Origin of the sequence: Salipiger sp. CCB-MM3, assembly GCF_001687105.1 — a bacterium.
Taxonomy (GTDB): Bacteria; Pseudomonadota; Alphaproteobacteria; order Rhodobacterales; family Rhodobacteraceae; genus Salipiger.
Genome location: NZ_CP014596.1, coordinates 1,193,288 through 1,216,455, shown reverse-complemented (window position 1 = coordinate 1,216,455; position 23,168 = coordinate 1,193,288). Strand labels below are relative to the sequence as shown.

The window sequence follows — 23,168 nt, the reverse complement described above, 5'->3', positions numbered from 1 at the left end:
AGCGCCCGTTTCGCCCTATTGGACTTCGCCTGCCCGCGCGCCATAGTTCTGAGGTGCTCTTACAGCAAAGCGAATGCCCCATGACCCAGCCCGCCAGTTCCCAGCCAGACGTGTCGCTGTCCCAAGCTGACCTCACGCTCACCGTCGCGGCGCTTGGTGCCGAGATGCAGAGCTTTCGCAAGGCCGGGGCCGAACTGCTCTGGCAGGGCAACCCCGAGTATTGGTCGGGCCGCGCCCCAATCCTCTTCCCCATCGTGGGCCCCGCGCCCGAGGGGCGCATCCGCATCGGCAGCCATGAGGCCGAAATGGGCCAGCATGGTTTCGCCCGCCGCCGCGCGTTCACCCTGCTCGAAGCAGGCAAGACCATGTGCCGCCACGCGCTCAGCGACGACGCGGAGACCCGCGCGCAATACCCCTTCGCCTTTCGCCTTGAGGTGACCCACCGGCTGCATCGGGGCCGCCTTGAGGTGAGCGCCGAGGTGATCAACACCGGCGATGTCGCGATGCCCTTCTGCCTTGGCTTCCATCCCGCCTTCGCATGGCCGCTGCCGGGCACCGGGGACGCACCGCATGAGGTGATGCTGGCCAACGCCGGTGAGCCCAAACTGGCGCGCATCAAGGGCGGGCGCCTGCCCGACGGCCGCCACCCCTCGCCCTTCGCCGCCGGGCGGCTGCTGCTGGAACCGGAACAGTTCGAATCCGACGCGATGATCTTTCCCGAGGGTGCGGGTGATGCGCTGACCTATGGCGTCTTCGATGGCCCGCGCCTGCAGTTCACCTTTGAAAACCTGCCCATCGTGGCGCTCTGGCAGAAACCCGGCGCGCCGTTTCTCTGTGTCGAGCCGTGGCACGGGATGCACGCCCGCGTCGGCGCGTCGGCGGAATTGTCCGAACGCCCCGGCGCGCGCAGCCTCGCCCCCGGCGACAGCGCGCGCTTTGGCTATACCGTCACGCCGCGCATGTGAGCGCTGGTCACTCCGTGCGGCCTGCCCTATCAAAGGGCGAACCCAAGAAATCCGGCGTCAGACAAAGGCTTCCCATGTCCCGTATCATCCAGTCGCTTTCCGAGGTCTCGCAGAACTACGAGGCGATGTTCGTCGACCTCTGGGGCTGCGTGCATGACGGCGTGAAAGCGCTTCCCGAAGCCATCGAGGCCCTGCGCGCTTATCGCGCCCGCGGCGGCATCGTGGTGCTGCTGACCAACGCGCCGCGCTCGCGTCACGAAGTGGTCAAGCAGATCGAGAAATTCGGCGTGCCCGAGGATGCGTGGGACAATATCGCCACCTCCGGCGACAGCGCCCGCGTGGCCATGTTCCGCGGTGAGGTGGGCCAGAAGGTCTGGTTCATGGGGGTCGATTTCGATCTGCCGTTCTTCGAGCCGATCAAGCTACTGGACGAGCCGCTTGAGATCGAGCGCGTGGAGCTTGAAGAGGCCGAGGGCATCGTTTGCTGTGGCCCGTTCGACGCCCATGCCCATCCCGACACGCTGCGCCCGCAGTTGCTCTATGCAAAGCAGAAGGGCCTGAAGCTGCTCTGCGCCAACCCCGACATCGTGGTCGACCGCGGCGAAGAGCGCGAGTGGTGCGCCGGTGCGGTGGCCAAGCTTTATACCGAGATGGGCGGCGAAAGCCTCTACTTCGGCAAACCGCATCCGCCGGTCTACGATCTGGCCCGCCGCCGCCTTGCCGAGATCGACCGCGACGTGCCCGACAGCGCGATCCTCTGCGTCGGCGATGGCATCCGCACTGACATCCTCGGGGCGATTGGCGAGGATCTGGATTCGCTCTTCATCACCGGCGGGCTCGCCGCCAAGGAAACCAAGACCGAAACCCAGCCCGAGGCAGAGGCGCTTGCCGCCTATCTCGAGAAGGAAAGCCTCGAGCCGACCTATTCGATCGGCTTCCTGCGCTGAGCCGCTGACCGCCAACCACCGGTTTCCCAAGATCAAACCGCCGCCCGCACCGCCGGGCGGCGGTGTCGTTTCGGGCGTTGGAGCCGCCCCGGACCCGCCGCGATCCCGCGCCGAAGGTGAATTTTACACCTTGATTTTCTGCGCCCGCGAAGTAATAAAATTACCCAAAGCCAATCATGGCAGCCAATTTATTGCCGGACCACCGATGATGGAGGAGAAGATGCTCGACAACCTGCCCCGCGGGACGATCTGCATCGAAGACATCGAGATGGGCATGTCGCGCCACCTGCGCAAGCAGGTCACCGACCGCGACATCGAGCTCTTTGCCGAGGTCTCCACCGATCACAACCCGGTCCATCTCGACGACGCCTATGCGCAGGATACGATCTTTGAAGGGCGGATCGCCCATGGCATGCTCACCGCCGGGCTGATCTCGGCGGTCATCGGCGAGCAACTGCCCGGCCACGGCACGGTCTACCTCGGGCAGACGCTGAAATTCGTCGGCCCGGTGCGCCCCGGCGACACGGTTCTGGCCGAGGTCACCGTGACCGACATTGATTTCGCCAAGCGCCGCGTCATGCTCGACTGCAAATGCACCGTCGACGGCAAACCGGTGCTGGTCGGCGAGGCCAAGGTGCTGGCGCCGTCGCGCAAGTTCGACTGACCCCGCTCAGAGCGTTTTGACCAGCAGCACCCATTCGCGGGTCTTCGTCTCCCAGCCATCGAAACTGCAGGGTCGCGAGGCTTCGACCACATAGCCCTGCCGCTCGTAGAGCCGCCGCGCGCCCTCGTTGTGCCCGGCGACGATGATGCTCATCCGCGAGAGCCCCTCGGCGCGCGCAATCTCTTCAGCCAGTTTCAGCAGGCCGGTGCCCAACCCCATGCCGCGGTGATCCGGATAGCAGGCCAGTACGTTGACATACCAACTGCCCGGAGCGGAATTCTCAAGCTCCTGCAGCGGGCGGTAGATGGCGGGCAGATCGTCGGGCACCGGATCGGGGCTCTGGTCGATGGCGTAGCCGGTCAGCGCGGCAACCGCCCCAGCGCCAAAGTCCACCACGACGACCTGCTCTTCGCCGGCCTTCTCGGCCTGCCGCCGACGGCCCACTTCCCATGGGTCCATCCCCGGCTCAGCCAGATCCTGCCACAGAAAGTACGGCAGCCCCTCCCCGGCAAAATTCACCAGCTCCGCAAGTTCCTGAGCATCCTCGGGTGTTGCGATGCGATACGGCGGTTTCAGGTCAATCATTACCGGTCCTCCCATACGACTGAGGGCCGAGCGTATCACGGGGTTCGGCAGTTGTCGTCTGGCGGCTTTCCGCGCAGTCATCCCGTTCGGCACTAGACGACCGGTCTATTTTGATTATCTACGCCCTATGACAGAGCCGAAGAAATCAGACACCACCCGCCGCAAAATCCTCGCCACCGGCCGCGCACTTGTGCTGCATGGTGGCTTCACCGGTGTGGGCCTGTCGCAAATCCTGCGCGAGAGCGGCGTTCCGAAAGGATCGTTTTACCACTACTTCCCGTCGAAGGAGGCCTTCGGCTGCGCCCTGCTGCACGAGTATGTGGGCGAATACCTTCTGAAGTTCGACGCCCTCGCCGAAGCGCCCGGCACCGCCGGAGACAGGCTCGACGCCTATTGGGACGTCTGGCTGGACGAAAGCGCCCAGGAAGGGCTTGCCAGCCGCTGCCTCGTGGTGAAGCTCGCCGCCGAGATCGCCGATCTTTCGGAAGATATGCGGCGTATTCTCGATGCGGGTGTGGAGCAATTGGTGGCGCGCATCGCCACGCTGCTGCGCGAGGGCGCCGAGGATGGAACCCTGCGCCCGCAGCCAGACCCCATGGCGACGGCAGGCGGGCTCTACGCCCAATGGCTTGGCGCGGCGATCCTGTCGAAACTGGCGCGCAGCGAAGCGCCGCTGCGGCAGGCCCGGGCGGATACGGCGCTTCGGCTCGACCCCCAGACACCCTGACACCCTGACACTCATACACAGACCAAGGAGCACTCCCATGCGAGCTGCCTATCATGACGTCTTCGGCGACCCGGCCGAAGTGATGCTGTTCGGCGAAGCCGACACCCCCGAACCCGGCGCCGGACAGGTGCTCGTCAAGACGATCCTCTCCCCGGTTCACAACCACGATCTGTGGACCATCCGCGGCCAATACGGCTATGTCCCCGAACTGCCCGGCGAGATCGGCGGATCCGAAGCGGTGGGCAAAGTCGTGGCCGTTGGCGAGGGCGTGGACGACGCGCTCATCGGTCAGCGCATTTCGGTCGGCGGCGTGCACGGCAGCTGGGCCGAGTATTTCGTCGCGCCCGCCGCCACTCTGTTGCCCCTGCCCGCCGAGATCGCGGACGAAGCGGCGGCGCAGCTCATCGCCATGCCCTTCAGCGCCATCGCCCTGCTGGACTCGCTGAAAGTCGGCGAAGGCGAATGGCTGGTGCAGACCGCCGCCAATGGGGCGGTTGGCAAGATCATGGTCAGCCTCGCCAAGGCCCGCGGCCTCAAGCTGCTCAACCTCGTGCGCCGCGCCGAGGCGGTGGATGAACTCAAAGCGCTTGGCGCCGAGCATGTGCTCTGCACCGCGGAGGCGGGCTGGCTGGAGCAGGCCAAGGCGCTTCTGGGCGAGGCTGGCGCGGTCTCGGCGATCGACTCCGTCGGCGCGGAACTGGGCATGAATCTGGCCGCGCTGCTGGGACAGGACGGCGAATATGTGGTCTTCGGCACCGCCACCGGTGCGCCGCTGCAACTGCCGAGCGGCGAGATGATCACCAAACACCTCGCGGTGCGCGGCTTCTGGGCCGCACGCGTGTTCAAGGAAATGAGCGGCGAGACGCAGGTTCGTCTGCTGACCGAACTGGTCACGCTGGCGGCTCAGGGCAAGCTGACGCTGGACGTAGGCGGCATCTTTGATCTCGAAGAGATCACCGAGGCGATGAAGGCGGCGCAGACCCCGGCGCGCACGGGCAAGATCCTGCTGCGGGGCTAAGCCCGCCCGCCCCTGCGCAAAGCCGCCGGATAACCAACCGGGGCAAAACAAAGCCCCCTCACCGTCGCCGGAGAGGGGGCAGGTTCCACGGGCCGGGGATGCGCGGCCCGTGGTGGGGATCAGGGAGCGATCAGAGGAAGGCCTGCGCCACCATGGCAGAGCCCACATAGGTGCCGGTCATCACCAGCACGGCGACCACGGCGATCTTCCAACCCGAGGTCTTGGCGATCTCGATCTCACGCTTGGCAATCGCGATGCCCGCATAGGCGAGGCAGGGCGTGGCCAGCGTCAGGAAGTTCACGTGGCTCACCTTGTCGAGGATCCACGCGCTGCCCGGCGTCCACGGCATGGTGGCAAGGATGCCCACGGCAGAGATCCACGCCACCGAGGGCAGCTTGAACGGCACGAATTTGGTCAGCACCATGCCGATCATGCACATCACCCACAGGATGATCAGGCCAACCAGCCCCTGCGGCACGGTGTTCTCGGTCGCAACGGTGTTGCCCACCAGCGCGATCACGCAGACCACCGCCAGCGCCGCGGCATGGGCCCCGAGGCCGAGCTTCGGCTCTTCGGTCAGGTCGATGTCGTCGGTACGGATATCGCTCATGGCTCAGGCTCCGGCTTTGGTGGGCTCTTTGCGGCCCAGCAGGTCATAGAGTTTCTCGGTCAGCGGCAGCGCCACGAAGACGCAGAGGTAAAGACCGGTGGCATAGGTCAGCACGTTCGACGCACCAGCGAGCGCGAGGATCTGCTCTTCCATATCCGGCACCGCATGCACCAGCGCGCCCGAGCAGGCCGCCATCATGCTGCCCGAGCCGATGCCGCAGGCCATGGCCAGCGCTTCGATCGAGAACGCCCCCGAGGTGGCGAGGATCGAGGCGAGAATGGCAAAGATGAAGGTGCCGAAAAGCGTGCCGATCACATAGACGCCCATCACGCCCGCGCCCTCTTGGCTCTTGAGCCCGTATTTGTCGGCGATGATCGCGATGTTGGGCTCGCGCGCCACCGAGAAGCAGGCACCGATCGCCTCGCGGCCCATGCGCAGCACCAGCACCGCAACCGGGAAGGCCAGCACGATGGTGCCGAGGTTGCCCAATTCCTGCAGCACGAGCGCGGGACCGGCGGCGATGATCTTGTCCATCGACGGGCCGATGATCGTGCCGAACTTGGCGATGAAGGGCATGATCGCGATGACGATCAGCGGCGAGGCGGCATGCACCTGCCGGTCGCGGATCAGCGCCCGCGCGCCCGAAATGACGTTGGGGTTGATCAGCAGCCCCAGCACAAAGGCGTAAAGCAGCGGCAGAAGCAGGATCGAGCCGATGCCGATGGGCACGGCGATGACCCCAATCAACTCGGCGATCACGGTGATGACCAGCACGCTGACATGCAGCCGCCAGTCCAGAAGAATGTCTTTGATTGGCATGAGGGGACCTCTCTGTTGACGCCCCCCATTCGGGGTGACGCATTGGCCGGGACCGGGCGCCTACCCGGTCCGCGGCAAAAGTTGAAGGGCAAACGCTCGGGTTCAGCCCGGCGCGTAGCCAAAGCCCTGCGCGGGGTTTTCAGCGGTCTCGACCCAAACGGATTTGGTCTGCGTGTAGGCGGCCAGCGCCTCGCGGCCCGACGAGCGGCCATAGCCCGAGCGCCCGAAACCGCCAAAGGGCGACATGACGTTGATCGTCTTGTAGCTGTTGACCCAGAAGGTGCCCGCCCGGACCTGCGCCGCCATGCGATGCGCCCGGCCCACGTCCTGCGTCCAGACAGCACCGGCAAGGCCATAAGGCGTGGCATTGGCCAGAGCGATGGCCTCTTCCTCGGTGTCAAAGGGCAGCACAGAAACCACCGGGCCAAAGACTTCCTCGTTGGCGATGGTCATCTGCGGGGTCACCTGATCGACGACGGTCGGCGCAAAGAAGTAACCGCCGCTGGCCGCCAGCGCCGCGGGCTTGGCACCGCCGCTGGTGATCTCGGCACCCTGCGCCGCCGCCTCGCGCACCATCTCGTCGATCTTCGACCATTGCCGCTGGTTGTTCACCGGGCCGATCTGCGTCGCCGGATCCATCGGCGCGCCGACGGGAATATTGCCAGCCGCAACGCTCAGCTTTTCAACCATTTGCGCGTGCACGGACCGGTGCACTAGCAAGCGCGAGCCCGCCACGCAGCTTTGACCGCAGGAGGCAAAGATCGCCGCCTGAGCGCCTACCACGGCACGGTCGATGTCTGCATCGCCAAAGACGATGTTGGCCGATTTGCCGCCCAGTTCCAGCACCGAGGGCACCAGCCGCTTGGCCGCCGCGCCTGCGATCTTGGAGCCCGCCTCGGCGGATCCGACAAAGACCACCAGCGCCGTCGCCTCGTTCTCGATCATCGCCTGCCCCGAGCCCGGCCCGTCGCCTGCGATGACATTGACGAGGCCTTTGGGCGCGCCCGCCTTCTCGCACAGGATGCCGACCACGATGGACGACAGCGGCGTCAGTTCCGAAGGTTTGATCATCACGCCGTTGCCCGCGCAGATCGCCGGGGCGACCTGCCAGCAGCAGGTGAAGAGCGGCGCGTTCCACGGCGTGATCTGGCTGACCACCCCGAGCGGCTCGTGCCGGGTGTAGTTGAGATGGGTCGACGGCACCGGGATCACGTCGCCGGTGATCTTGTCGCACCAGCCCGCGTAATATTCGAACATCTCGGCCATACGCGCGGGCTCGCCGGTGGTGTCGCGGATCGGACGGCCCGAGGACAGCGCCTCAAGCTCCGACAGCGCGGCGGCATTGGCGCGCAATTGACGACCGATCTCGAACATGATGCGCCCGCGCTCAGACGCAGTCTTGGCGAACCATTCCTTCTGCGCGCGCGTCGCGGCCTCGGCGGCCTGCGCCACCACATCCGCCCCGGCGTCCTTATAACGGGCGAAGACTTCGCCGGTCGCAGGGTCGGTCAGCTCAAGCGCGTGCCCGGTGCCCGGCACCAGCGCGCCGCCCACATAAGATTGCACTTCGGACGAGCCGGTGAGACCCTTCAGCAGCTCGGCCACGCGGGCCGCGGTATCGACCATGTCTTTGGCCATCACATCTTCTCCTTCTGGGTCAGGCGGTCCACCGCGGGATCGCCCATATGCATGAAATCATCGCCGTCGGTCAGCCCCGAGTTCTCCTCGGCCCAAAGGTCCGCCACCAGATCGGCGACCGGCATGGCGACCCCGCTGCGCTCGGCCAGTTCGCGGGCCAGCCGCACGTCCTTGCGCATCAGCCCGGTGCTGAAGCCGCTGTCGAAGCTGCGCGGCAGCACCCAGTTGGGGAAATGAATCTCCGACAGCGCGCTGCGCCCGGTGGCCGAGTTGATCACCCGCAGCGCGTCCTCTGCGCCAACGCCCGCCGCCTCGGCCAGCCGCAGCGCCTCGAGCGTGGTGACCATGTGGCTCGCGACCAGCATGTTGTTGACCAGCTTGGCGACATTGCCCGCGCCGCTGGGGCCGACATGGAGGATCTTGCCCGCCATCGCCTCGAGCGCGGGCATCGCTTCGGCCACCCAGACCTCGTCGCCGCCGAGCATCACCGAAAGCTGCCCCGCCGCCGCGCCCGCAGGCCCGCCGCTGACCGGCGCGTCAAGAAAGCCGTGCCCCTCGGGCGCCAGCATCGCCGCGAGCTTGCGGCTGACCTCCGCCTCGGAGGTCGAGGTGTCGATGATCACCTTGGGGGCCGCGCCCTTTTCGAGCAGTCCCGCGCCGCCTGCAGCCGCGATCACTGCCTCGACATGCGCCGCCGTAGGCAGCGAGAGCACGACCACATCCGCCGTCGCAAAAACCTCTTCGGGGCTGGCCTTGGGCGCGATGCCCGCCTCGCGGGCGCGCTCCTGAGCCGCCGGAGCGGGGTCATAGCCCGAAACGTCAAAGCCTGCCCGCACGAGGCTCGACGCCATGCCAAAGCCCATCGCCCCTAGGCCGATCACCCCGGCTTGTTTGCCTGTCTGTGCTGCCATGTGATCTCCTGTCGTTGTCCGTTGCCAGCCCCTTTGGGCCGGTGCTTCGGAAAACTATCAGGAGCGAAAGCGTTCTCTGGAAGACTTGGATCAAGCACATCGCGTTGCCCTGAGAGCAACGCGAGGGCTCAGGCGCGGAAGGCCACCATCCGGTCAGACAGGAAGCTCGCCACCAGTTCCACCGATTTCGGCAAGCGCCGCCGGGCGCGCACCAGAAGATGCGTGCTGACCTGATGCAGCGATGGCTCGTCGAGGTCGATCACCGCCAAATCGCCGCGATCCGCCTGAATCGACGCGGAAAACCGGGGCAGAAAGGTCACGCCCATGCCTGCACTGACGTAGCGGATCAACAGCGCGATCGAGGCGGTTTCCACATGCACCCGCAGCGCCAGCCCCCGGTCGGCGGCCACCTGCCCGACGAGGTGGCGAATGGCGTGGCGGGCGTCGAGCATGGCCACCGGCTGCTCCAGCACCTCGGCAAGCGAGACGCTCTTGCGCGCGGCCAATGGTGAATTTCTGGGCACCACCGCGCAGAGCGGCTGCCGCCCGACGGCGACAGAGCGCGTCGCCTCGGTCACCAGCGGGTTGTAGGCAATGCCGATGTCCGCCTCGCCCTCGATCACCCGACGTTGCAACTCATCGGTGCCCGCGTGGTCGATGCTGAAGCGGATCTGCGGCTGCAGGCGGCTGAGGTCCGACAGGCCGTTCTCCATGAGATCGGCGGTGAACCCCTCGCCAAGCGCGATCCGCACGGTCTGGCTGCGCCCGTCGCGGTAGCGCCCGATCTGGTCGAGCAGAAAGGTCTGCTCGTCCTGCAGGTGCAGCGCGTGTTCACGCAGGAGCTCGCCAGCCTCGGTCACCGTGACGCCTTTCGAACTGCGCTCGAAGAGGCTCACCCCCAGCCGCGTCTCGGCGTCGGCGATCTTGCGCGAGATCGCCGAGGGCACGACGTTCAGCCGCTCCGCCGCGCGGCGGATCGACCCCTCCTGCGCGACCGCGAGGAACTCGCGCAGGAAGCGGCTGTCGAAGGCGTCCATCGGCGCGGCCTTACCCGGCGGTGGCGCGGCGGGCGAGCCGCACCCAGTATTCCGCCCCGGCGGGCAGCACCGCGTCGTTGAAGTCGAACTTGGCCGAATGCAGGCCGGGGTTCTCACCCTCGCGCGCAGCACCGAGCCAGAGGTAGGCGCCCGGCACCTCGTTCAGCATGAAGGCGAAATCTTCGGAGGCCATGCTCGGGCCGACCATGGTGGTGTCGAGCCCCATCTCAGCCGCAACCTCGCGCGCCAGCGTGGCTTCGGGCGCGCTGTTGAGCGTGGCCGGGTAGCGGCGCTGGTAGTCGACATTGGCGGTGCAGCCCTGCGCCGCCGCCTCGGAGTCCGCGATGCGGCGCAGCCGCTCTTCGATGATGTCACCCGCTTCGGCACCGAACCAGCGGCAGGTGCCGCTCAACACCGCGCGGTCGGGGCAGACGTTGTAGGCCGAGCCGCTGTGGATCTGCGTCACCGACACCACCCCCGGCTCCAGCGGCGAGAGCGCGCGGGCCGGGATCTCCTGCAGCGCGGCGGCGGTGCGCCCGGCGGCGGCGATCACCCCGTCGGATTGCTCTGGCATGGCGCCATGGCCGCCCTTGCCACGGATCTCGATGTCGAAGACCGAAAACGCCGCCATCATCTTGTCGTCACGCGCCACGAAGCGCCCCGGCGCCAGCCCCGGCCAATTGTGAATGCCGAACACCTTGTCGAGCGGGAACTGCTTGAGCAGCCCGTCCTCGATCATCACCCGCGCGCCGCCTTCGCTTTCCTCGGCGGGCTGAAAGATCAGCGTCACGGTGCCCTGCTCCACGCCCTCTTCGGCGATCTTGCGCGCGGCGAGCAGCAGCATCGCGGTGTGACCGTCGTGGCCGCAGGCGTGCATCTTGCCGGGCACGGTCGAGGCATAGGCCGCGCCGGTCGCTTCCTCGATGGGTAGTGCGTCGATATCGGCGCGCAGGCCGATCACCGGCGCGCCCTGCCCCATTTGCGCGACCACGCCGGTGCCTGCGAGCCCGCGATGCACCCGCCAGCCCCAGCCGGTCAGCAGCCCGGCGATCATCTCGGAGGTGCGGTGCTCTTCGAAGCCAAGCTCGGGGTGGCGGTGCAGATCGTGACGCCAGCCGATGGCCTCTTCGATATGGTCGGTGTCGAACATGCGGTCTCCTTAGGGCGCCTCGGGCGCCTCCTGAAATGTGAGAAGGATGCCGCCCAGCCGGGCGACGTCGGTCAGGACAAGCGCGCCCGCAACCTCGCGATAGGCGAAATCGCCACGGTCGAGGTAGGGGCGGACGCGGTCCAGTGAAGAACAGCCGAGGTCGAGCGAGATCACCGAGGGCGCGCCATCCGGTGCCAGCGCCTCGGGCAGCGGGCCAAAGAGCACCCGCGCGGCATCGCGGCTGACCACGCGCCAAAGGCCCTTGCCGGTGGCCACCTCGAACCCCCAGCCGGTGTCGCGCAGCGCCTCGGGGCCGTGCAGCGTGGTCAGCCAGTCGCGCACCGCGGGCTGATCCGCTGGCGCGGCGAGGATGGTGGCCGAGACGAACCCATGCGCGCCGTTGGGGTGGTCCATCCACTTGGGAAACTCGATGAGATCGCGGCGGTGCTGCTGACAGGCAAACATCGTCAGGCGCGGCAGGCCGGACCGGGTGAAGATCTTCAGCGTGGTCGCTGTGCGGTCGGGCGTGCCATCGTCGCGCACCACGTCGCGCCCGAACTCGATGGTGCCCGCGCATGTCCCGCCGCGCGCCACCACCGCCGCCTCATCCGCCGCCGCATCGCTTGAGTTGAGCGCCGAGAGCGGCACGCCCTCGCGTTCGCCCAGCCCCTGCTGCACGTGGCGGCCAAAGCGGAACTCTCCGGCCGAGTAGCCGTCCAGCAGACTCTCGTCACCGATCCCCACCAGTTCCAGCAACTGGTTGCGGAAGATCACCAGCGCCGTCGACGTCCCCCAAGGGTGCATCCCCGGCGGCTTCATCAGGAAACCGAGCGACAGGTAAGTCTCGCGGGTCTTGGCCAGATCGCGCACGCAGACCAGCGGGTGGTCGATCCCCAGAGAGCTCATTCCGCATCCCCTTTCAGCTGTGCCAGCGGCACGAACCCCGCGAAACGCCCGGCGCCGCGGTCGGTGCCGCGCGGGCCGGTGACCACATGGCCGGGCGGCACATCCTTGGTCACGATTGCCCCGGCGGCCACGGTCGCCCCGGCCCCTACCTCGACCGGCCCGAGGATCAGCGCACCCGCCCCGACCACCGCGCCGCGGCGCAGCTTGGGGTGTCGCCCCTCGCCCATGTCGACAAAATTCGAGCCCAGCGTGACCCCGTGCCAGAGACTCACGTCCTCTTCGATCACCGCCGTCTGGCCGATCACCAGCCCGATGCCGTGATCGAACCACACGCCGCGCCCGATGTCGGCCTGCGGCCAGATCTCGACCGAGAGCGCGCGGGTGAACTGACCTTTCACCGCCAGCGCCAGCTCCTCGCGCCCGGCCAGCCAGAGCGCCCGGCTCACCCGGTAGGACAGCAGCGCGTGATAGCCATTGGCAAAGAGCAGCACCCGCGGCGCGCCGCCGGGCTGAGCGTCACGCGCGGTGGTGACCAGCAGATCGTCAAGCGCGGTCTCCAACAGCTCTGCGTCATGGCGAAACAGCTCCACCGCCAGCCCGCGCAGCCATGCCCGCGCCATGCCCTCGGGCAAGCAGGCTGCAAGCGCGGCGGCCATCAGTTCGGGCAGATCGGTCACCTCTCCCGCCTCGATCCCCAGCAGCACCGACAGGCCCGGCTCGGCGGCAAGCAGGTTTCGGGTTTCGGGCAGAAGGGAGGTCTGCAGGGGATTTGCGGTCATGGGGCCTCGCGCGGGTCTCGGTGGCTGGCGCAAAGCTGCCCCGAGGAGGGTGCTGCGCACAAGAGCAGAATTGCCTCCGCCGTGTTGCCCTGAGAAGAACACCCGGCGGTGCCTTCGTGCACACGCCGAGGCCCAGCGAGGCGGCTGTGTCTGAACGGCGCAGACGGAATGCTCAGCCCTCTGCCATCCGCGCCTTCAGCCATGCACCGAAGGTCCGCGCTGCGGGCACCTGTTCGCGCACCGCGATGAAATAGCCCTCGCGTGCGGCGATCGTCCCGGCGTGCGCGGGCACCAATTGCCCCGAGCTGAGCGCGTCGCGCCCCAAGAGCGCGCTGACCAGCGCCACCCCGGCCCCGCCCACCGCAAGCTGCAGCGCCATGCCATAGGAATCGACGTAATGACTGGGGCGCAGATCGCTCAGCCCATGCGCCGCGCCGAACGCGTCCCAGCCCACCGAGGTGCCGACCGACTCGATCAGCGGCAGCGCCTCCAGAGGGCCTGTCAGCGCCGGCGACTTCAGCGCCATCAACTCGCTCGGCTCCAGCGGCAGCGCGCTTTGCCCGACCTGCCGCTGCGAGCCGAAACGGATCTCCACATCCGCCATGGCGCTTTGGAAATCATCGGGCCAGATGGCGCTGACAAAGCGGATGCGGATGGTCGGATGGCGGCGCTGGAAGTCGGCCAGATGCGGCGCGATCACCCAATGCGCCATGCTCACCGAACTGGCGACGGTCAGCAGCTCTTCCTCGGGAGCCACGTCGAAGGCCAGCGTCGCGGTTTGCAGCATCTCGAGCGCCGAGCCCACCTGCGGCATCAGCTTGCGCCCGGCGTCGGTAAGCGCCAGCCCGCGCGGCTTGCGGGTGAAGAGCGGCGCGCCGAGGCGGGTCTCGAGCGCTTTGATCTGCTGGCTCACAGCCGATTGCGTCATGCCGATTTCCTCGGCGGCGGCGGTGAAACTGAGGTGCCGGGCCGACGCCTCGAAGGCGCGGAACCAGCCGACCGGGGGCAAGGCGCGGGGCATGCATCACTCCATTAGCATAACTAATGGATAAGCCCCGAATTTCCGCGTTTGTCAAACGGCACCTTGGCCACGCATCACTGTATGAGCGAACAGGAGTGAGTGAATGCAGCCGGAAATTCGGAAAATCGTGACTTATGACGAAGAGGTGCTGATCGAAGGGTTTCGCCCCGCCGACACGCCGTGGCGCATGTTCGCCGTGGCTGCCGTGGTACGCAATCCTTGGGCCGGGCGCTACGTCGAAGACCTCAAGCCCGAGATCCACGCCTACGGCCCGGTGCTGGGCGAGATGATGACCCAGCGGATGATCGACCTTGCAGGCGGCGGCGCGGTGATCGAGGCCTATGGCAAGGCGGCGGTCGTCGGGTTGAATGGCGAGATCGAGCACGCCTCGGGCCTCATTCACACGCTGCGCTTTGGCAATCACTACCGGCAGGCGGTGGAGGCCAAGAGCTACCTCGCCTTCACCAACACCCGCGGCGGGGCCAATGCGCCGATCATGGTGCCGCTGATGGACAAGAACGATGCCGGGCGGCGCTCGCATTATCTGACTATCCAGTTCGCCATCCCCGACGCGCCGCGCGACGACGAGATCGTCGTGGTGCTCGGCGCGGCCACCGGCGGGCGTCCGCATCACCGCATCGGCGATCGCTATCAGGATCTGAAGGACCTCGGCCATGATCTGGACAACCCGGCGGCGGTCTGACCTCGGCGGCGGTCTGGCGGGGATCGAGGCGGGGTCTTCGGGCCCGCGCGTGCTGCTGATCCACGGCGTCGGCCTGCGGGCCGAGGCATGGAGCGCGCAGCTGGAGGCGCTTGCGCAGCACTGCCGCGTCACGGCGGTGGACATGCCGGGCCATGGCGAAAGCACTCTGGCCGGAGAAAGCGCGCTGGTGGACTACGCTACGCGGATCGCGGAACCGCTGGACGGGCCTACGCTGATTGCCGGGCATTCGATGGGGGCAATGATCGCCGCCGAGATCGCCCGGCAGGCGCCGGAGAGGGTCAGCGCCCTCGCCTGCCTCAACGCCATTTACCGGCGCTCGGATCAGGCGAAACAGGCCGTCGCGGCGCGTGCCGCGCAGCTGGATGGGCTCAGCATCGCCGACCCCGAGCCGACGCTCAGCCGCTGGTTCGAAGATGCCGAGACCCCCGCCCGCGCCGCCTGCCGCGACTGGCTGACCAGTGCCGACCCCAAAGGCTATCGCGCCGCCTACCGGGTGTTCGCCGCCGAGGACGGACCACGCGATGACACGCTGCGCGGCCTCACCTGCCCGGCGCTCTTCATGACCGGCGGGCGCGAGCCCAACTCGACCCCGGCGATGTCGCAGATGATGGCGGCGCTGGTGCCGCAGGGCCGCGCCGTGGTCCTGCCGGACGCCGCCCACATGATGCCGATGACCCATGCCGATGCGGTCACCGCCGAGCTGCTGCGCCTGATCCCGGCGCAGGGCTGAGCCAATGCCGCCCGCGCCAATTCGGCGCGGGCCATCTCCCAAACCCCGAACGCGAGGAGCCGAGCAATGGAGTTTTCCCTCTTTGCCCATATGGAACGCCTGACCCCGGACCAGCCGCATGAGGTGCTGCACGAGGAGTTCATTTCGCTGTGCAAGATGGCCGACGAGGGCGGGATGCGGGCGATCTGGACCGGCGAGCATCACGGCATGGAATTCACGATTGCCCCCAACCCGTTTCTGTCGATCGTCGATCTGGCGCATCACACCAAAAACGTGCGCCTCGGCACCGGCACGGTGATCGCCCCTTTCTGGCATCCGATCCGGCTCGCCGGAGAGGCGGCGGCCACCGACATGATCACCGGCGGGCGACTGGAGCTTGGCATCGCCCGCGGCGCCTATAGCTATGAGTATGAGCGGATGATGCCCGGGCTCGACGCGGCACAGGCAGGCGCGCGGATGCGCGAGAGCGCGCCGCTGTTGCGCCCGCTCTGGTCCGGCGACTGCGCGCATGAGGGGGCATATTACAGCTTTCCCAGCACCACCGCCGTGCCCAAAGCCGCGCAGGCGGGCGGCCCGCCGATCTGGATCGCCGCGCGCGAGGAAGCCAGCCACAGCTTCGGCGTCGAGAACGGCTTCAACATTCAGGTCACGCCGCTGTGGCAGGGCATGGAGGCGATCACCACGCTCAAGCAGCGCTTTGACGATGCCCGCGCGCGGAGCCCCGGCAAGACCCCGAAGATCATGCTGCTGCACCACACTTATGTGGGCCGCGACGACGCGGATGTGGCGCAGGCGGCAAAGGAAATCTCGCGCTATTACTGCTATTTCGGCGCGTGGTTCCAGAACAAGCGTCCCGTCCGCAATGGTCTGATCGAGGCGCTCAGCGACGAAGAGATCGCGGGCAACAACATGATGGCGCCCGAGAACCTGCTGCGCGACCTGACCATCGGCACCAAGCAGGAGGTGATCGACCGCCTGCGGCGCTACGAGGACATGGGCTATGACGAGTTCTCCTTCTGGATCGACACCGGCATGACCCATCAGCGCAAGCGCGACTCCCTCGCCCGTTTTCTCGACGACGTTCTGCCCGCCTTTGCCTGAGGACCTCCCATGACCGACCTTCCCCACTATCCGCTCTACATCGACGGCGCCTTCTGCGAGGGCTCCGCCGCGCAGGTGATGCGCTCACAGAACCCTGCCAGCGGCGAAGACTGGGCCAGCTTTGCCTGCGCCGCGCCGCGCGATGTGGACCGCGCCGTCTGCGCCGCGCGGCGGGCGCTTGATGCGCCCGAATGGCGCGACCTCAGCCAGACCGCGCGCGGCAAACTGCTCTACCGGCTCGCCGATCTGGTCGAGGCCAATGCGCAGGTGCTCGGGCGGCTGGAGACCACCGACAGCGGCAAGCTGCTGGCCGAGACCGCCAGCCAGACCGCCTATGTTGCCGACTATTACCGCTATTACGCGGGGCTCGCCGATAAGATCGAGGGCGCGGTGCTGCCCATCGACAAGCCCGACATGCATGTCTTCACGCGGCCCCTGCCGATCGGCGTGGTTGCCGCCGTGGTGCCGTGGAACGCGCAGATGTTCCTCACCGCCACAAAGCTCGGTCCGGCGCTGGCGGCAGGCTGCACGGTGGTGCTGAAGGCGTCAGAAGTTGCGCCCGTGCCGATGCTGGAGTTTGCCCGGCTGATCCACGAGGCGGGCTTCCCGCCGGGCGTGGTCTCGGTGATCACCGGCGATGCCAAGGGCTGCGCCATCCCGCTCACCAGCCATCCCGACGTGGACCGCATCGCCTTCACCGGCGGACCGGACACCGCGCGCCATGTGATCCGCAACTCGGCCGAGAATTTCGCGGTCACCACGCTGGAACTGGGCGGCAAGTCCCCGATCCTCGTCTTCGAGGATGCCGACCTCGATGGCGCGGCCAATGCGCTGATCGCGGGCAATTTCGGGGCCTCGGGGCAAAGCTGCGTGGCGGGCTCGCGCGGTCTGGTGCAGCGGAGCATCTTTGAGGCGCTGGTGACCAAGATCACCGAGAAGGCGCAGGGCATCATCGTCGGCGATCCTCTGGACACGAGCAGCCACATGGGGCCGCTCTGCACCCGGGCGCAGGTGGATCTGATCGCGAAGACGCTGAGCGAGGCACAGGCGCAGGGCGCCATCCTCCGCTTCGGCGGCGCGGCACTGGAGCGCGCGGGCAACTACATGGCGCCGACGCTGGTGGAATGCGCCTCGCCCGAGACCGCGACGCTGACCACCGAGATGTTCGGCCCGGTCATGTCGCTGCTGCCTTTCGACATCGAGGAAGAGGCCATCGCGCTGGCCAACGACAGCCTCTACGGGCTGGGCTCGGGGGTGTTCACGCAGAACCTCGCACGCGCCCATCGGGTCTCGGGCCGGTTGCGGGCTGGCATCTGCTGGGTGAACACCTACCGGGCGATCTCGCCCATCGCGCCCTTCGGCGGGTTTGGCGATTCCGGCTACGGGCGCGAGGCGGGGATGGAGGCCATCAAGGACTACACGCGCACCCGCACCACATGGATCAACACCTCGGCAGAGCCCATGGCGAACCCCTTCGTGATGCGGTGAGACGAGAGCCGGGCGAGCGCTGGCCCGTGGGATGGCGCTGCAACTTTCGAGATCTGCGCTTTATCCCGGCCAAGTCCGAATGCCTTCAATCCGCAGCGCAAGAATGACAAGCGCCAGCCCGCCGGGACGGGCCAGCGCTCGCCCGGCGGCTTCGCCTTGATTCCGGGCGAGTTGAGAAAAGGCGCGTTCTATCAGCCCCAGGTCGGGTGGAACTTGCCGCCCGGCGAGAGGGTGAAGATATCGACTCCATCGGCGGTCACGCCGACCGAATGCTCGAACTGCGCCGAGAGCGATTTATCGCGGGTCACCGCTGTCCAATCGTCGGCCAGCACTTTGGTCTCGGGGCGGCCGAGGTTCACCATCGGCTCGATGGTGAAGAACATGCCTTCTTCGAGCACCGGACCCGAGCCCGCGCGGCCATAGTGCAGCACGTTGGGCGCGGCGTGGAACACCCGGCCCAGACCATGGCCGCAGAAATCGCGCACCACCGACATGCGCTGCGCCTCGACGTAGCTCTGGATGGCGTGGCCGATGTCGCCGAACGTGTTGCCCGGCTTCACCGCTTCGATGCCCAGCATCAGCGAGTCGTGGGTCACCTGAATCAGCCGCTCGGCCTTGCGCGAGAGCTTTCCGGCCACATACATCCGGCTGGTGTCGCCGTACCAGCCATCGACAATGACCGTCACGTCGACGTTGAGAATATCGCCGTCCTTCAGCTTCTTCTCGCCCGGAATGCCGTGGCAGACCACGTGGTTGATCGAGATGCAGCTGGCGTGCTGATAGCCCTTGTAGCCAATCGTCGCCGAGGTCGCGCCCGCCTCTTCCACCGCAGTGCGGATGAAATCGTCGATCGCCCCGGTCGTCTGGCCCGGATAGACCAGCGGCGCGAGGTCGTCGAGAATGCGCGCGGCAAGCTCGCCGGCCTTATGCATGCCAGCAAAATCGCCGGTTTCGTGAATGCGGATGCCGTCGCGGGTGAGACGGCCGCTCGTGTCATTTCGCAAGACGGGGCGCTCCATGGGTCTCTTCCCTTCAATACTTAATGCGTGTTGTGCTGCATTGCCAGAGGATGGCAGGGGAACGCAATGCCGCGCGGGCGCGTTATGCACGGCGCCCCGCCGCTGCGCCCACTGGCACGGCATAACGTGATGATAAGACGCGCACAGACGCGAGAAAAGGGATAACGAGGGACGATGGACAGCATCAACGAAGTACTCAACACCGAGATCTACAACGGCACGTCGCTGTCGGACGTGTTCACCTTGGATTATCTGGCGCAGATGCTGGGCAATGTGGTGGCGGCGATCGTGCTGCTGCTGATCGGCCTCTTTATTGGCCGCTGGGTCAAGGGCCGGATCACCGCCATGGCGGCGCGCAGCCCAAAACTCGACGACACGCTGTTCAACTTCCTTGGCAATATCGCGCGCTATACGGTGCTGATCTTCACGGTGCTGATCGTGCTCAACACCTTCGGCGTGCAGACCACCTCGATCATCGCCGCGCTGGGTGCTGCGGGCCTTGCCATCGGGCTTGCGCTGCAGGGCACGCTGTCGAATGTCGCCGCCGGGGTGATGATCATCATCTTCCGCCCGATCAAGCTGGGGGATTTCATTTCGGTTGCCGGGCAGTCGGGCACGGTGAAGGACATCACGCTCAACACCACCGAACTGGCCAGCATCGGCAACTCGCAGATCATCATCCCGAACTCCGAGGTCTGGGGGAATGTGATCGAGAACTACTCGGTCTACGACACCCGCCGCGCCGAGTGGACCTTTGGCGTCGGCTATGGTGCCAATCTCGCGCAGGCCGAGCAGGTGATCCGCGACACGATCATGGGCGACGCCCGCTCGATGAACGAGCCCGCGCCCTTCATTCAGGTCAACAACCTCAACGACAGCTCGGTCGATTTTCTGGTGCGCGTCTGGGTCGCGAGCGGCGATTACTTCCAGTATCAGGCCGATATGAAGCGCAAGGTCAAAGAGGCGCTGGATGCCAATGGCGTCGACATCCCCTTCCCGACCCGCACGCTGCATATCTCCAAGGATGAGAGCGAGGACGCAGGCGAGAAGCGCGAAAATCAGGGCGGTGAAATGCCCAAGTCACAGCTCGTCTGAGCCCGAACCAGTGGATGGGGGCGCTGCCCCCGTCCGCGCCTGCGCGCGGCCTCCCCCGGGATATTTTGATCTAGACGAAGCCCATTGTCCTGCTCAGGGCGCGCGGAACGGCAGAGGTGCGGCGAGACGGATCCCCTCGGGGCTGATGTCGCAGCCCATGGTCAGCACCTCGACGCCCGCCGTATGCGCCGCAGCGAAGGCGCGCGCGTAAGCCGGGTCGATGTCTGCGGCCAGCGTCACCTCGCGCGCATCGGTGCGCTGCACCAGATAAAGCATCACCGCGCGATGCCCCTGCGCCACCATCTGGCGCAACTCGCCCAGATGCTTTGTGCCGCGCGCCGTGACGCTGTCGGGAAACTCGGCAAGACCCGGCTGGCGTGACAGAGTCACCGATTTCACCTCGACATAGCAATCCGGGCGGCCAGCGCCTGAGAGCAGGAAATCGATCCGGCTCTTTTCGCCGTATTTCACCTCGGGCCGGACGGTCTCATAGCCCTCGAGCCCCGGCACCTGCCCCGCCTCGAGCCCGGCGCGCAGCACCCGGTTGGCCGCGCCCGTGTCGACGCCCGTGAAGGCACCGGCGAAGGCGCCGCTCTCATGCTCCAGGAGCCGCCACGCGAATTTGAGCTTGCGCTTGGGATCGTCGTTCGGCTCCAGCCAGACCTTCGCGCCCGGATCGGCAAGCCCCAGCATGCTCCCGGGATTGGCCACATGGGCGGTGATTTCACGCCCGTCGGGCAGCGCGCAATCGGCCAGAAAGCGTTTGTAGCGGCGCAGCAGGCGGGCGGGGATGAGCGGTGTGTCGTAGCGCATGGGGGCCGTCATAGCATGCCGCTTGAGCGGGGCAAGCGCCGCGCGGCGCAATGGGCTTGACGGGAGCACCTCGCAGCGGTCATTCATATGTGGAGATATCTTTCACAGAAGAATGAGAGCGCCATGACCGCCACGCCCCCGCCCACAGAGACATCGAGCCCCGCGCAGGTGGCGCCGGAGCGCCCGCTGGACGGGCTGCTGGTGGTCGATCTGAGCCAGTTTCTTTCTGGGCCCTATTGCTCGCTGCGGCTGGCGGACCTCGGCGCGCGGGTGATCAAGATCGAGCGCGCGGGCGCCGGGGATCTGTCGCGGCACCTCTATCTGTCGGACACGGAGATCGGCGGCGACTCGACGATCTTTCACGCTATCAACCGCGGCAAAGAGAGCCTCGCGCTCGACCTCAAGGACCCCGCCGACCTTGCCGCGCTGCGCAAACTGGTGAGCAAAGCCGACGTGATGATCCAGAACTTCCGCCCCGGCGTGGCGGCGCGCATCGGGGTCGGCTGGGAGGAGATGCATGCGCTCAACCCTCGGCTCGTCTATGGCTCGATCTCGGGCTATGGCGACGATGGGCCTTGGGTGAAATTCCCCGGACAGGACCTGCTGGCGCAGGCGCGTTCAGGGCTGATGTGGCTCACCGGCGACGCCGCGCAGGGGCCCGTGCCCATGGGGCTGGCGGTGGGCGACATGTTCGCCGGCGTGGCGCTGTCGCAGGGCATTCTGGCGGCGCTGGTGCGGCGCGGCATCGACGGCATCGGGCGGCATGTGGAGACCAGCCTGCTGGAGGCGCTGGTCGATCTGCAGTTCGAAGTGCTGACCACATGGCTCAACGACGGGCGGCGCATGCCGCAGCGCTCGGAGATCAACGGCGCGCATGCCTATCTGGGCGCGCCTTACGGCGTCTATGCCGCGAAGGACGGTCATCTGGCGCTGGCGATGACCCCGCTGGACCGGCTCGCGGATCTTATGGAGCTGCCGGAACTGGCCGGGCGCCCGCCGCGCGACGCTTTCTCTGCCCGCGACGCCATCAAGACCCTTATCGCCGAGCGGGTGGCCGAAAAGACCGTCGCCGAGTGGCTGGCGATCCTGCAGCCCGCCGACATCTGGTGCTCGGAGGTGCTCGACTGGTCGGGACTGATGGAGGCCGAGGCGTTCAAGCGGCTCGACCTGCTGCAGACCGTCACCCGCGACGACGGCGTGCGCATCGACACCACCCGCGCCCCGCTCACCATCAACGGCTGCCGACCGCAAACGGCGCAGGCGGCGCCGCGGGTCGGCGAACACTCACGCCTCATCCGGGAGGAATTCGGACTATGATCACCCTCAAGGGCATGACCTGGGATCACCCGCGCGGCTATGACCCGCTTGCCGCGCTGTCACAGGAGTGGGAAGCCGCGCGGGGCGTGCGCATCACGTGGGACCGCCGCTCGTTGCAGGATTTCGAGAGTTACCCGGTGCTGGATCTGGCCAAGGCCTATGACCTGATCATCATTGACCATCCGCATGTCGGGCAGATCACTCAGGAAGGCTGCCTCGTGCCGCTGCCGGAGGCCCCCGAAATTGCCGCGGGCTCGCTGGGCCATTCGTTCGAGAGCTACACATGGGACGGGCAGCAATGGGCGTGGCCGGTGGATGCCGCTGCGCAGGTGCAGGCGGTGCGGCCCGATCTTTGCGCGCCGGTGGCGGATTGGGACGCGGTGATGCGGCTCGCCGCCGAGGGCCGCGTGATGATCCCGCTGCGCCCGCCGCATGTGCTGATGAGTTTCTATACGCTCTGCGCCAACCTCGGGCATCCGTGCCGCGTCACGCGGGACGCGCCTTTCGTGGATCGCGCCGGAGGGCGGGACGCGCTGGCGCTGCTGCGGGATCTGGCGCAGCGGGTGGATCCGGCCTGCTATGAGATGGACCCGATCGAAGTGCTGGCGCATATGGCGCAAAGCGACCGCATCGCCTGCGCGCCGCTGATCTACGGCTACATCAGCTACGCGCTGCCGGGCGCCAAGCCGCACCGTGTAACTTTCCACGACATCCCCGAGGCCGCGCCCGGCGCCGGACCCAAGGGCAGCGCGCTCGGCGGCACCGGGCTGGCCGTCTCAGCCTTTGGCCAGCACCCCGAGGCGGCCATTGCTTTCGCACGCCATGCCGCGGGACCCGAGGCGCAGGCGGGGCTTTGGGCCAGCGCGGGCGGTCAAGCCGGGCACCGCGACGCATGGACTTCGGCCGAGGTTGATGCGGGCGCGGGCAGTTTCTACTCGGGCACGCTGGCAACGCTGGATGCGGCGTGGATGCGGCCCCGCCACGACGGCTACATGCCGTTCCAGCAGGCGGCCTCCGAGCGCCTCAACGCGGCGCTGAAGGACGGGGCATTCGAGGCCGCCATGGACGACCTCGACCAGCTTTTCGCCGAGACCTTCTGAGCCC

The 23,168-nt window shown here is 67.1% G+C and carries 24 protein-coding genes; 12 read left to right on the top strand and 12 right to left on the bottom strand.

All coding sequences use genetic code 11. The features are described 5' to 3' along the window. Positions 1-80 precede the first annotated feature (80 nt). The 3 genes from AYJ57_RS19310 to AYJ57_RS19300 all read left to right on the top strand — a co-directional run bounded on the left by AYJ57_RS19310 (position 81) and on the right by AYJ57_RS19300 (position 2,576). The gene (locus AYJ57_RS19310) at positions 81-965 is read left to right on the top strand and encodes an aldose 1-epimerase family protein (RefSeq protein ID WP_066109870.1); all 885 of its coding nucleotides are present in this window, start codon (positions 81-83) and stop codon (positions 963-965) included. Between the two features lie 74 nt (positions 966-1,039). Then, positions 1,040-1,912 carry a TIGR01459 family HAD-type hydrolase gene (locus AYJ57_RS19305; protein WP_066109867.1) on the top strand — a complete coding sequence of 291 codons (873 nt, stop codon included), beginning with the start codon at positions 1,040-1,042 and terminating at the stop codon, positions 1,910-1,912. A gap of 220 nt (positions 1,913-2,132) precedes the next feature. Continuing rightward, on the top strand, positions 2,133-2,576 hold the full coding sequence (locus tag AYJ57_RS19300; RefSeq protein WP_066110477.1) for a MaoC family dehydratase: 444 nt from the start codon (positions 2,133-2,135) through the stop codon (positions 2,574-2,576). A gap of 6 nt (positions 2,577-2,582) precedes the next feature. Here AYJ57_RS19300 and AYJ57_RS19295 read toward each other — a convergent pair whose 3' ends face one another. After that, positions 2,583-3,161 (bottom strand): GNAT family N-acetyltransferase, encoded by a 579-nt coding sequence (locus AYJ57_RS19295; protein ID WP_066109864.1) that lies wholly within the window; start codon positions 3,159-3,161, stop codon positions 2,583-2,585. A gap of 127 nt (positions 3,162-3,288) precedes the next feature. Here AYJ57_RS19295 and AYJ57_RS19290 point away from each other — a divergent pair, with 127 nt between their 5' ends. After that, on the top strand, positions 3,289-3,888 hold the full coding sequence (locus AYJ57_RS19290) for a TetR/AcrR family transcriptional regulator (protein ID WP_066109861.1): 600 nt from the start codon (positions 3,289-3,291) through the stop codon (positions 3,886-3,888). A gap of 37 nt (positions 3,889-3,925) precedes the next feature. After that, positions 3,926-4,906 carry a zinc-binding dehydrogenase gene (locus AYJ57_RS19285; protein ID WP_066109857.1) on the top strand — a complete coding sequence of 327 codons (981 nt, stop codon included), beginning with the start codon at positions 3,926-3,928 and terminating at the stop codon, positions 4,904-4,906. Between the two features lie 130 nt (positions 4,907-5,036). Here the strand turns inward: AYJ57_RS19285 and AYJ57_RS19280 are convergent, their stop codons facing one another. The 9 genes from AYJ57_RS19280 to AYJ57_RS19240 form a co-directional block, all read right to left on the bottom strand. Next, on the bottom strand, positions 5,037-5,516 hold the full coding sequence (locus tag AYJ57_RS19280) for a hypothetical protein (RefSeq protein WP_066109854.1): 480 nt from the start codon (positions 5,514-5,516) through the stop codon (positions 5,037-5,039). A 3-nt stretch (positions 5,517-5,519) separates the two neighbouring features. After that, the gene (locus AYJ57_RS19275; RefSeq protein ID WP_066109851.1) at positions 5,520-6,335 is read right to left on the bottom strand and encodes a DUF3100 domain-containing protein; all 816 of its coding nucleotides are present in this window, start codon (positions 6,333-6,335) and stop codon (positions 5,520-5,522) included. Positions 6,336-6,437: 102 nt separating this feature from the next. Continuing rightward, on the bottom strand, positions 6,438-7,973 hold the full coding sequence (locus tag AYJ57_RS19270) for an aldehyde dehydrogenase family protein (RefSeq protein ID WP_066109848.1): 1,536 nt from the start codon (positions 7,971-7,973) through the stop codon (positions 6,438-6,440). Then, the gene (locus AYJ57_RS19265) at positions 7,973-8,884 is read right to left on the bottom strand and encodes an NAD(P)-dependent oxidoreductase (protein ID WP_066109845.1); all 912 of its coding nucleotides are present in this window, start codon (positions 8,882-8,884) and stop codon (positions 7,973-7,975) included. Before AYJ57_RS19265 ends, AYJ57_RS19270 begins: the two co-directional genes overlap by 1 nt. Positions 8,885-9,012: 128 nt before the next feature. Then, a complete protein-coding gene (locus AYJ57_RS19260) occupies positions 9,013-9,921 on the bottom strand; it encodes a LysR family transcriptional regulator (protein ID WP_066109842.1) in 909 nt (302 codons plus the stop codon). A 10-nt stretch (positions 9,922-9,931) separates the two neighbouring features. Next, positions 9,932-11,071, bottom strand: coding sequence for a M20 aminoacylase family protein (locus AYJ57_RS19255; RefSeq protein ID WP_066109839.1), 1,140 nt, complete (start codon positions 11,069-11,071; stop codon positions 9,932-9,934). Positions 11,072-11,080: 9 nt separating this feature from the next. Then, on the bottom strand, positions 11,081-11,977 hold the full coding sequence (locus AYJ57_RS19250; RefSeq protein ID WP_066109836.1) for a VOC family protein: 897 nt from the start codon (positions 11,975-11,977) through the stop codon (positions 11,081-11,083). Then, a complete protein-coding gene (locus tag AYJ57_RS19245; RefSeq protein ID WP_066109832.1) occupies positions 11,974-12,756 on the bottom strand; it encodes a serine O-acetyltransferase in 783 nt (260 codons plus the stop codon). The genes AYJ57_RS19250 and AYJ57_RS19245 overlap by 4 nt, the downstream gene beginning before the upstream one ends. A gap of 172 nt (positions 12,757-12,928) precedes the next feature. After that, positions 12,929-13,777 (bottom strand): LysR family transcriptional regulator, encoded by an 849-nt coding sequence (locus tag AYJ57_RS19240; RefSeq protein ID WP_066109829.1) that lies wholly within the window; start codon positions 13,775-13,777, stop codon positions 12,929-12,931. Between the two features lie 103 nt (positions 13,778-13,880). Between AYJ57_RS19240 and AYJ57_RS19235 the strand changes: the two genes are divergently transcribed. From AYJ57_RS19235 to AYJ57_RS19220, 4 genes are all read left to right on the top strand, one after another. Next, positions 13,881-14,480: an amino acid synthesis family protein gene (locus AYJ57_RS19235; protein ID WP_066109825.1), complete on the top strand. Its 600-nt coding sequence runs from the start codon at positions 13,881-13,883 to the stop codon at positions 14,478-14,480. Beyond that, positions 14,452-15,231, top strand: a complete 780-nt coding sequence (locus AYJ57_RS19230; protein WP_066109822.1) for an alpha/beta fold hydrolase — start codon at positions 14,452-14,454, stop codon at positions 15,229-15,231. The genes AYJ57_RS19235 and AYJ57_RS19230 overlap by 29 nt, the downstream gene beginning before the upstream one ends. Positions 15,232-15,297: 66 nt before the next feature. Further along, positions 15,298-16,332 (top strand): LLM class flavin-dependent oxidoreductase, encoded by a 1,035-nt coding sequence (locus AYJ57_RS19225; RefSeq protein WP_066109818.1) that lies wholly within the window; start codon positions 15,298-15,300, stop codon positions 16,330-16,332. A gap of 9 nt (positions 16,333-16,341) precedes the next feature. Continuing rightward, on the top strand, positions 16,342-17,820 hold the full coding sequence (locus tag AYJ57_RS19220) for an aldehyde dehydrogenase (RefSeq protein ID WP_066109815.1): 1,479 nt from the start codon (positions 16,342-16,344) through the stop codon (positions 17,818-17,820). Positions 17,821-18,011: 191 nt separating this feature from the next. Here the strand turns inward: AYJ57_RS19220 and map are convergent, their stop codons facing one another. Then, the gene (map, locus tag AYJ57_RS19215; protein ID WP_066109812.1) at positions 18,012-18,839 is read right to left on the bottom strand and encodes a type I methionyl aminopeptidase; all 828 of its coding nucleotides are present in this window, start codon (positions 18,837-18,839) and stop codon (positions 18,012-18,014) included. A 174-nt stretch (positions 18,840-19,013) separates the two neighbouring features. Between map and AYJ57_RS19210 the strand changes: the two genes are divergently transcribed. Next, positions 19,014-19,934: a mechanosensitive ion channel family protein gene (locus tag AYJ57_RS19210; RefSeq protein WP_066109809.1), complete on the top strand. Its 921-nt coding sequence runs from the start codon at positions 19,014-19,016 to the stop codon at positions 19,932-19,934. 93 nt (positions 19,935-20,027) lie between these two features. Here the strand turns inward: AYJ57_RS19210 and sfsA are convergent, their stop codons facing one another. Continuing rightward, positions 20,028-20,747 carry a DNA/RNA nuclease SfsA gene (gene sfsA / locus AYJ57_RS19205; protein WP_066110476.1) on the bottom strand — a complete coding sequence of 240 codons (720 nt, stop codon included), beginning with the start codon at positions 20,745-20,747 and terminating at the stop codon, positions 20,028-20,030. 123 nt (positions 20,748-20,870) lie between these two features. Here sfsA and AYJ57_RS19200 point away from each other — a divergent pair, with 123 nt between their 5' ends. Together AYJ57_RS19200 and AYJ57_RS19195 are read left to right on the top strand one after the other, a co-directional pair. Next, positions 20,871-22,064 carry a CaiB/BaiF CoA transferase family protein gene (locus AYJ57_RS19200; RefSeq protein ID WP_066109806.1) on the top strand — a complete coding sequence of 398 codons (1,194 nt, stop codon included), beginning with the start codon at positions 20,871-20,873 and terminating at the stop codon, positions 22,062-22,064. Continuing rightward, complete coding sequence (locus tag AYJ57_RS19195) at positions 22,061-23,164, top strand: extracellular solute-binding protein (RefSeq protein WP_066109803.1); 1,104 nt, start codon at positions 22,061-22,063, stop codon at positions 23,162-23,164. The genes AYJ57_RS19200 and AYJ57_RS19195 overlap by 4 nt, the downstream gene beginning before the upstream one ends. The last annotated feature ends 4 nt before the right edge of the window (positions 23,165-23,168 follow it).

Excerpts from the sequence above, each read along its gene's own strand:
- sfsA (WP_066110476.1), bottom strand. The coding sequence starts at position 20,747 with ATGCGCTACGACACACCGCTCATCCCCGCCCGCCTGCTGCGCCGCTAC.
- AYJ57_RS19240 (WP_066109829.1), bottom strand. The coding sequence starts at position 13,777 with ATGCCCCGCGCCTTGCCCCCGGTCGGCTGGTTCCGCGCCTTCGAGGCG.
- AYJ57_RS19250 (WP_066109836.1), bottom strand. The coding sequence starts at position 11,977 with ATGAGCTCTCTGGGGATCGACCACCCGCTGGTCTGCGTGCGCGATCTG.
- AYJ57_RS19235 (WP_066109825.1), top strand. The coding sequence starts at position 13,881 with ATGCAGCCGGAAATTCGGAAAATCGTGACTTATGACGAAGAGGTGCTG.
- AYJ57_RS19245 (WP_066109832.1), bottom strand. The coding sequence starts at position 12,756 with ATGACCGCAAATCCCCTGCAGACCTCCCTTCTGCCCGAAACCCGAAAC.
- AYJ57_RS19280 (WP_066109854.1), bottom strand. The coding sequence starts at position 5,516 with ATGAGCGATATCCGTACCGACGACATCGACCTGACCGAAGAGCCGAAG.
- AYJ57_RS19275 (WP_066109851.1), bottom strand. The coding sequence starts at position 6,335 with ATGCCAATCAAAGACATTCTTCTGGACTGGCGGCTGCATGTCAGCGTG.
- AYJ57_RS19285 (WP_066109857.1), top strand. The coding sequence starts at position 3,926 with ATGCGAGCTGCCTATCATGACGTCTTCGGCGACCCGGCCGAAGTGATG.
- AYJ57_RS19255 (WP_066109839.1), bottom strand. The coding sequence starts at position 11,071 with ATGTTCGACACCGACCATATCGAAGAGGCCATCGGCTGGCGTCACGAT.
- AYJ57_RS19295 (WP_066109864.1), bottom strand. The coding sequence starts at position 3,161 with ATGATTGACCTGAAACCGCCGTATCGCATCGCAACACCCGAGGATGCT.
- AYJ57_RS19310 (WP_066109870.1), top strand. The coding sequence starts at position 81 with ATGACCCAGCCCGCCAGTTCCCAGCCAGACGTGTCGCTGTCCCAAGCT.
- AYJ57_RS19195 (WP_066109803.1), top strand. The coding sequence starts at position 22,061 with ATGATCACCCTCAAGGGCATGACCTGGGATCACCCGCGCGGCTATGAC.
- AYJ57_RS19305 (WP_066109867.1), top strand. The coding sequence starts at position 1,040 with ATGTCCCGTATCATCCAGTCGCTTTCCGAGGTCTCGCAGAACTACGAG.
- AYJ57_RS19200 (WP_066109806.1), top strand. The coding sequence starts at position 20,871 with ATGACCGCCACGCCCCCGCCCACAGAGACATCGAGCCCCGCGCAGGTG.
- AYJ57_RS19270 (WP_066109848.1), bottom strand. The coding sequence starts at position 7,973 with ATGGCCAAAGACATGGTCGATACCGCGGCCCGCGTGGCCGAGCTGCTG.
- map (WP_066109812.1), bottom strand. The coding sequence starts at position 18,839 with ATGGAGCGCCCCGTCTTGCGAAATGACACGAGCGGCCGTCTCACCCGC.
- AYJ57_RS19300 (WP_066110477.1), top strand. The coding sequence starts at position 2,133 with ATGCTCGACAACCTGCCCCGCGGGACGATCTGCATCGAAGACATCGAG.
- AYJ57_RS19210 (WP_066109809.1), top strand. The coding sequence starts at position 19,014 with ATGGACAGCATCAACGAAGTACTCAACACCGAGATCTACAACGGCACG.
- AYJ57_RS19265 (WP_066109845.1), bottom strand. The coding sequence starts at position 8,884 with ATGGCAGCACAGACAGGCAAACAAGCCGGGGTGATCGGCCTAGGGGCG.
- AYJ57_RS19230 (WP_066109822.1), top strand. The coding sequence starts at position 14,452 with ATGATCTGGACAACCCGGCGGCGGTCTGACCTCGGCGGCGGTCTGGCG.
- AYJ57_RS19260 (WP_066109842.1), bottom strand. The coding sequence starts at position 9,921 with ATGGACGCCTTCGACAGCCGCTTCCTGCGCGAGTTCCTCGCGGTCGCG.
- AYJ57_RS19290 (WP_066109861.1), top strand. The coding sequence starts at position 3,289 with ATGACAGAGCCGAAGAAATCAGACACCACCCGCCGCAAAATCCTCGCC.
- AYJ57_RS19225 (WP_066109818.1), top strand. The coding sequence starts at position 15,298 with ATGGAGTTTTCCCTCTTTGCCCATATGGAACGCCTGACCCCGGACCAG.
- AYJ57_RS19220 (WP_066109815.1), top strand. The coding sequence starts at position 16,342 with ATGACCGACCTTCCCCACTATCCGCTCTACATCGACGGCGCCTTCTGC.